This window comes from Ensifer sp. (assembly GCF_035999185.1).
In the GTDB taxonomy this organism is placed as follows: domain Bacteria; phylum Pseudomonadota; class Alphaproteobacteria; order Rhizobiales; family Rhizobiaceae; genus Ensifer.
Map to the genome: position 1 here is coordinate 1 of NZ_DASYHB010000054.1, position 6,623 is coordinate 6,623.

Annotated in this window: 6 protein-coding genes and 1 tRNA gene; 4 read left to right on the plus strand and 3 right to left on the minus strand. The window is 62.9% G+C overall.

Going from position 1 to position 6,623, the window contains the following annotated elements:
• A partial coding sequence (locus VGO04_RS05595) for a S1 RNA-binding domain-containing protein (protein WP_327494974.1) occupies positions 1-748 on the plus strand: 748 nt, incomplete at its 5' end.
• Between the two features lie 145 nt (positions 749-893).
• On the opposite strand, the gene VGO04_RS05600 is transcribed toward VGO04_RS05595, so the two are convergent.
• Entirely contained in the window at positions 894-2,501 is a 1,608-nt protein-coding gene (locus VGO04_RS05600) for a hypothetical protein (protein WP_327494975.1), read from the minus strand.
• Positions 2,502-2,879: 378 nt separating this feature from the next.
• Here VGO04_RS05600 and VGO04_RS05605 point away from each other — a divergent pair, with 378 nt between their 5' ends.
• Complete coding sequence (locus VGO04_RS05605; RefSeq protein ID WP_327494976.1) at positions 2,880-3,209, plus strand: DUF6665 family protein; 330 nt, start codon at positions 2,880-2,882, stop codon at positions 3,207-3,209.
• 1 nt (position 3,210) lies between these two features.
• Here VGO04_RS05605 and VGO04_RS05610 read toward each other — a convergent pair whose 3' ends face one another.
• Both VGO04_RS05610 and VGO04_RS05615 read right to left on the minus strand, forming a co-directional pair.
• The gene (locus VGO04_RS05610; RefSeq protein WP_327494977.1) at positions 3,211-3,969 is read right to left on the minus strand and encodes a hypothetical protein; all 759 of its coding nucleotides are present in this window, start codon (positions 3,967-3,969) and stop codon (positions 3,211-3,213) included.
• 179 nt (positions 3,970-4,148) lie between these two features.
• The gene (locus VGO04_RS05615; protein WP_327494978.1) at positions 4,149-4,685 is read right to left on the minus strand and encodes a BA14K family protein; all 537 of its coding nucleotides are present in this window, start codon (positions 4,683-4,685) and stop codon (positions 4,149-4,151) included.
• 313 nt (positions 4,686-4,998) lie between these two features.
• Between VGO04_RS05615 and VGO04_RS05620 the strand changes: the two genes are divergently transcribed.
• Together VGO04_RS05620 and VGO04_RS05625 are read left to right on the plus strand one after the other, a co-directional pair.
• A complete protein-coding gene (locus VGO04_RS05620) occupies positions 4,999-6,426 on the plus strand; it encodes a phosphomannomutase (RefSeq protein ID WP_327494979.1) in 1,428 nt (475 codons plus the stop codon).
• Positions 6,427-6,503: 77 nt separating this feature from the next.
• Positions 6,504-6,590 (plus strand) — tRNA-Leu (locus tag VGO04_RS05625).
• Positions 6,591-6,623: the final 33 nt, after the last annotated feature.

The window sequence follows — 6,623 nt, forward strand, 5'->3', positions numbered from 1 at the left end:
GAACGTACACCCCGGCAAGATCCTGTCCACGAGCCAGGAAGTCGACGTTGTCGTTCTCGAAGTCGATCCGACCAAGCGTCGTATCTCGCTCGGCCTCAAGCAGACGCTCGAGAACCCGTGGCAGGCATTCGCGCATAGCCACCCGGCAGGCACGGAAGTTGAAGGCGAAGTCAAGAACAAGACCGAATTCGGCCTGTTCATCGGCCTCGACGGCGACGTTGACGGCATGGTTCACCTTTCCGACCTCGACTGGAACCGTCCGGGCGAGCAGGTCATCGAAGAGTTCAACAAGGGCGACGTCGTTCGCGCTGTTGTTCTCGACGTCGACGTCGAGAAGGAGCGCATCTCGCTCGGCATCAAGCAGCTCGGCAAGGATGCAGTCGGCGACGCCGCTGCTTCGGGCGAACTGCGCAAGAACGCTGTTGTCTCGGCCGAGATCATCGCGATCAACGATGGCGGCATCGAAGTGAAGCTCGTGAACCACGAAGACATCACCTCGTTCATCCGCCGCGCTGACCTGTCGCGTGACCGTGACGAACAGCGTCCGGAGCGTTTCTCTGTTGGTCAGGTTGTCGACGCTCGCGTCACCAACTTCTCCAAGAAGGACCGCAAGATCCAGCTGTCGATCAAGGCTCTGGAAATCGCTGAAGAGAAGGAAGCCGTTGCTCAGTTCGGTTCGTCCGACTCGGGCGCTTCGCTCGGCGACATCCTTGGCGCCGCTCTGAAGAACCGCCAGAACAACGAGTAATCGTTGCCTGACGTCTGAATTGAAGAACCCGCGGGGAGCAATCTCCGCGGGTTTTTCTTTTTGAGGATGGTGTGCCGCCGGTCCGATCCGGGTGCGCCCGAGAAAAATCGGCGGGAAACGGGCTCACGCCCCCATCGGCGTCGCTCTATCCGAGGTCGCCGAGCTTGCGATAGAGATCGTAGGCGTCCGGCGCCTCAGGGGTCTCGTCGTCGGCGTCGCTGTGCTGGTCCGTATCGCCCTCTTCGGCCTGATTGCCTTCCGCGTCCTCCTGCTCTTCGCCAGACGGCTCTTCGTCCGAACTTCCGGGCCTTTCATGCGCGACGTCCTCGAAATGCTCCACGTCATTTCCGGTTGCCGGGTAGGGGATCATGGTGAAGGGAATGGCTTCGCGCGGAAGGCCGTTTTCCACCAGCCTGGCGATCATTTGCTGGATCGTCTGTTCGTCGACCGGGCGCTGCGGGCGCGTTTCCAAAGCAGTGCGCTGGTTCGCATTCGCCTCTTCGGTCGGCTCGTTGATGAGGGACGACAGCGCGCTGCCACCCTCCGAGACCTCGCGCTGGCGGATCGCCGCACCGGCTTCGCGCGCGGCAGGGCCAGTGTCCTTGGCGGGCACCTGCGGTGGTGCGCTCGTCTCGTCAGCCTGTTGCGCGACTGCTCCGGGTTCTGCGTCGAGCGCGCCACCGGGTAAGGCCACGCTGTCACGGATGAGCGTCTTGATCGCGTCCGACAGCACCCGTGACGGTCGAGCGTCCTGATCGCCGCGACCGGAAGAAAGAGCCGTTTTCCGGTCGTTTTCCCCGTCAGCGTCGGGCAGGGGGCCATAGGTCCCGTCAGGATTCGGATCGCCGGTCGTCTCCGGCTGCTCCATTTCGCTGGCCGCCTGGCCCTCGATTGCCAGGGCCGCGCTGTCGTCGCTTGGGGGCACGGCCTCGCCGCCATGCCCGGTATCGATGTGCTGGGCTTTCTCGTCTGCCTCCGCGACGGCTGTGGCGAGCGATGCGACTTCCTCGACCTCGCCTTCGCCGCCAAGCAGGGCGGCAGCGCTCTCGACCGAGGCGCCTTCCGAAGACGCGGCCGTCCTGGCGTCCGCTCGCACCTCGCGGCGTTCGGCCGGCTTTTCGCTTCGGCCTGTCGATTGCGGCTCAGTCGTCGATGTCTGCTCCAGATCGTCGCGCTGCAGATCGAGTGTGTCGTTGCCGACGCCGAAGGTCTTGCGCAGGACTGCTTGCAGCAGCGCGACTTCGCTGGCGACGGGCCCGCGTGTCGCCGACGGATTGAACGGCAGCGCCGGCTGGAGCGAAGGGTTGCGCAGGATGACGTCGCGCGCCTGCGCGGGCATTGGCGTCGCCGTTGCGCGCGGTATCGAGGTTCCGTTGCGGATGGCCGGCAGTTCGGCAAGCAGCCCGACACGTATGGAGAGACTGCGACCGCCGAGCTGGCGCTCCAGCAGCAGCCGATCGGATGCCGGCATCGACTCGAGAAAGGCCACCAGGCGCCGAACGAACTCCCGTCCACCTTCCTGGGGCAGGGGCGGGAATTTGAGGATGCGCGCGAGATCTTCCATCAGCCGCACCAGCGCATCCTTGGAGAGGATTTCGCGGCCCGAAAGGTGCCGGGTCAACGCATCGAGAATTTTCTGTATGGCCTCGCCGCGCTGACTTGCGGGCAACTGCGCCACGGTCTGCGGTGCCTTTGCGCTCGCGTCTTCAGCGGAAGCGGCCGCGGATCGGGCCGTCTGGATGGGTATCAGCATTCTGGTCTCCATCTCGCTTGACCTCGGGTTGACCAATCGTCGATCGACGAAACGCGGCGGCGTGCTTGAGCACGGATCGATTTCCGGCTCGTTTGCGAACGGTACTAATCACTTACGGGTTGGCGCCTCATGCGCGTCGTGGCCCGCGGGCCAGACAACCGCGGCTCGGCCGCGGATAGGGGATTCGGCATGATGTTGGATGTTAGGAGAAAGAGGTTTATGAAATCTTAACCATGTTTTGGCCGCTCCCGGTCCATGCGTGGCTTGCATGCCATGCGGCGCGGATCCATCTTGTTGGAACGTCCCTTGTCGCTCGCATCGAGGTCTCGGCTGGAAGGCTGCGCGGCGGGCGCCACTTGAGGCAGCAGGAGTTTTCGGATGACCGTTCGTCCCCCAAAGGCCCTCAGCCCGACCTTTTCGACCTCCGGCGCCTTCAACGTGCTCGAATACGAACTGATGTCCGAACGGGCGGATGCTTTGGGCCGGCACGGCCTTAAGGTGGAAAAGGCGATTGCTGCCCTGTCGGCGCTGAAGCCCGAGGCGCCGCCGGACCTGCGTGAACGCCTTCTAGACGACGCAGCCGATGCGGTCTGGGCGTTTTTCATTCAACGGGAAATCTGCGGCCTACGCGACAGCCGCGACGCAGTGCGCCGCTACGGCATTCCGAATGCCGTCATGGCGCGGCTTGGCATCGTCAGGCGCAGTTAGATCAGAGACCAAGTGCCGCGAGACCGTAGAGGCCATTGTCGTCTAAGCGCACCAACACGGCCGATGCCAAATCCTGCCTGTCGGCGACGGCCTCAAGTTCTTCCTGGAGATGGAGCCCGTGCACCTGCTGTTCCTGTTCGTCGAGCGACTGCTTGTCGGTCTTGCGGGTAGGATCGCCATGCAGGCTTTCAAGCTGGGCTTCCTCGAGTGATCTGGGCGCGGCAACACTCTTCAGTCGATCGACGGCCTTGGCGGCCTGTGCCTGGCTCTGTGGGGCCTTGTCGCTCGTCTCGCCGAGCGCGGCCTTCAGAAGCGCGTTTTCGCGGCCGCCCGGGTTTTTCAGGGCCTGGATCAAATCGTTAAGAGAAATACCGAACTTGTTAAGGCCCAGTTCCTTCTCGATCCTGTCAATCGCGTCCGGCTTCAGATCCTTCAGCCGGGTTTCGACTTCCCTCGCGAAGGCGGAATCGGATTTGAAGGTCTCGCGATCCAGTCCGAAGAACTTTCCAACCTCGCGAATGAGTACGGCGCGGTTGTTGCTCGCATCGCCCTGCGTGCGATCAAAGAAATAGGCATTGATCTTGTCGTTGGCGGCCTTTTGGGCATCGTCGGACTTGACCTGCGCCTTCAGGATCTTGTCGTCCTTTGTGCCCTTGGTCTTTTCCTCTTCCTCCGCCTGCCGCTTCTCGATGTCCTTCAGGATCGAGCCGACCAGATTGGTCGTTGCGGTGGCAGCCGATTGCTGGGTCGGAAACAGCATGTCTGATCCTGGCGGCGTTGTGGAACCTTGCGAAACGGTATGCCGCCGCGGTTAATGGTGGCTTAACCGCCGTTTCCCACAAATCGGCATATCACGACACACGGAAACCCGCGCGCGCTTGCAGGGCCGAGACAAGACGCGAGGCAAGGCGACCTCCGCCTCGCGTCACCGATATCGTGCTATCGGTAGGGCGAATAGCAGATCTTGTAGACGCCGCTATAGCTCAAGAACCGGTTCGTAGCCGGGTTGTAGGAGCGGTAGCGTGACAGGCACCAGCTGACATGCGAGCCGCCGCCGACATAGCGGTCACGATAGTAGGTGTTGCCGCCGTAGTAGCGGCGAGGATACGAATACCGGTTGTAGCCATAGCGGGGATAGTAGTTGTAACGCGGGTAGTAACCGTAGCGCGGATAGTAACCGCCACCGTAACCGCCGTAATAGCCGCCGCCATAGTAGCCGCCTGAACCGAAGTAGAAGCTCAAGCCCGAGCCATAGTAGGGGCGCGCCCAGCCCCGCCGGTAGTAGGGTCCCCAGCCGGATCCCCAGCCACCTCCCCAGTAGCGTTGGCGGTAGTACTGCACATCCTGCACGTCGCCTGTGGTCTTGATCTGAAGGTCGGGCACCCGGAGCGGCATGGCCTGCGCGGGTGCGACGGCGGTGATCACGGAGGTGGCGGCCATGGCCCAGCCGATAACGAAATTGCGAAATCCCGTCATTCTGTCCTCACTTTCGAAGGGCTCTGCCCTCCGGTTGTGTCCCTCTCTGTATTACGTTCGGTTTTCTTGGTTTATTCAAGGCGTCGCGTACGCGCAGCCCCTGTCGGAGCCGCCGGACTTCCCCCCCGGCCCAATCTGTGCAGGCCGCGTGCGCCGTCTGCCACGCAAAGGCCGCGGTAGCAGATTGAATTGTCGCATGTTTTCCACCCGAAATCGGCTACGTTTTCGGCAACTGCGCGGTAGGATGCGCCAGTCAATCGACCATCGCAGCCGTGATTCCGGTCCGTCGTTCCCAATGTCAGCGAGAGAAGCAATGCAAGTGAAATTCGGTACCAGCGGCCTGCGCGGTCTGTCAGAGGAGCTGAAGGGTGAACCCTCGGCGCGCTACGCGACGGCCTTTGCCCGACATCTCGTGGCATCCGGGCACAGCAGGCCGGGTGACCCGATCCTGATCGCGCGGGATTTTCGCGGTTCCAGTCCCGAGATCGCCGCCGTTTGCGCGGCGGCGCTGTCGCGCGAGGGCCTGCATGTGCTCGACTGCGGCACGGTGCCGACGCCGGCACTCGCTCTTTACGGCCTCGCAAACAGGGCCGCTGGCCTGATGATCACTGGTTCGCACATCCCGGCCGATCGCAACGGCATCAAGTTCTATCGGCCGGACGGCGAGATCGACAAGGCCGACGAACTGGCGATCGGCGAGATCGCCGACGGCATCGCACATCAGATTCCGGCGATTGCGGACGCCGGCATCGGCGAGGATCACGGCGCCCGCGTTGAAGAGCTTTTCCTTAAGAGGAACCGCGAGCTGCTGCCGGCCGGTGCGCTTTCCGGCCTCAAGGTCGGGGTTTACCAGCACAGCACCGTTGCCCGGGATCTGATCGCTGATCTGCTCGCCTTCTTCGGCGCCGAGGTCGTCGCCCTCGGGCGCTCGCAACATTTCATTCCCGTCGACACCGAGGCCGTTTCGTCCGAAACGATCGAACGGCTTCAGGGCTGGTCCCGGGAGCACCGGCTCGACGCGATCGTATCGGCCGATGGCGACGGCGACCGTCCGCTGGTCGCAGACGAGAACGGCCTGCCCTTGCGCGGCGATCTCCTGGGCCTCATGGCCTGCGGCTTCCTTGGCGCAACGCTCGCCGTCACGCCCGTCACCTCGAATTCTGGCCTGGAGCGCAGGCTCTCGGTTCTCAGGACGCGCGTCGGCTCGCCTTTCGTGATCGCCGGCATGCAGCAGGCGCTCCGTGACGGCGAACAGAAGGTTGCGGGCTTTGAGGCCAATGGCGGAACGCTGACTGCGAGCGCCTTCCTCGTCAACGGTTCAACGCTTGATGCCCTGCCCACCCGAGACAGCTTCCTGCCCATCGTCGCCGTGCTGGCAGCAGCGGTTGAGGCAAAGCTCTCGCTGTCGGTCCTTGCCTCGTCCTATCGGCTCCCCGTCGCGCTCAGCGACCGGCTTGAAGACTTTGCGGTCGAAACCAGCTCCAGGCTCATGGCCCACTTGCGTGCAGGGCCCGAAAATCTCGCGACGTTCCTGGCGCCGATCGGCCGGCCACAGAGCGTAAGCGACATCGACGGCCTCAGGGTCACGTTCGACGATGGCCGGATCATCCATTTACGCCCCTCCGGAAATGCGCCGGAGATGCGGTGTTATGTCGAGGCGGAAACAGCGCAGGTGGCTGAAGCGCTGCTCGACAGCGGTCTATCCACAATCCGTCGGTGGGCAAAAACGGCCTCGAACTGAGTTTTTTTCAATCCGACACGAAAACTTCAAAAAGCCTGTTGACACTTCGGCTCGGGCCTTTTACACCCCCGCTCGTCGCCCAGATGGCGGAATTGGTAGACGCGCCAGCTTCAGGTGCTGGTACTCGAAAGGGTGTGGAGGTTCGAGTCCTCTTCTGGGCACCAAATTCCCAAGCCAAGTCTTTGACTTGGTTTTGA

What these genes read in the sequence shown, in the direction of transcription:
- VGO04_RS05615 (WP_327494978.1), bottom strand. Translation starts at nt 4,685, where the DNA reads ATGACGGGATTTCGCAATTTCGTTATCGGCTGGGCCATGGCCGCCACC.
- VGO04_RS05610 (WP_327494977.1), bottom strand. Translation starts at nt 3,969, where the DNA reads ATGCTGTTTCCGACCCAGCAATCGGCTGCCACCGCAACGACCAATCTG.
- VGO04_RS05605 (WP_327494976.1), top strand. Translation starts at nt 2,880, where the DNA reads ATGACCGTTCGTCCCCCAAAGGCCCTCAGCCCGACCTTTTCGACCTCC.
- VGO04_RS05600 (WP_327494975.1), bottom strand. Translation starts at nt 2,501, where the DNA reads ATGCTGATACCCATCCAGACGGCCCGATCCGCGGCCGCTTCCGCTGAA.
- VGO04_RS05620 (WP_327494979.1), top strand. Translation starts at nt 4,999, where the DNA reads ATGCAAGTGAAATTCGGTACCAGCGGCCTGCGCGGTCTGTCAGAGGAG.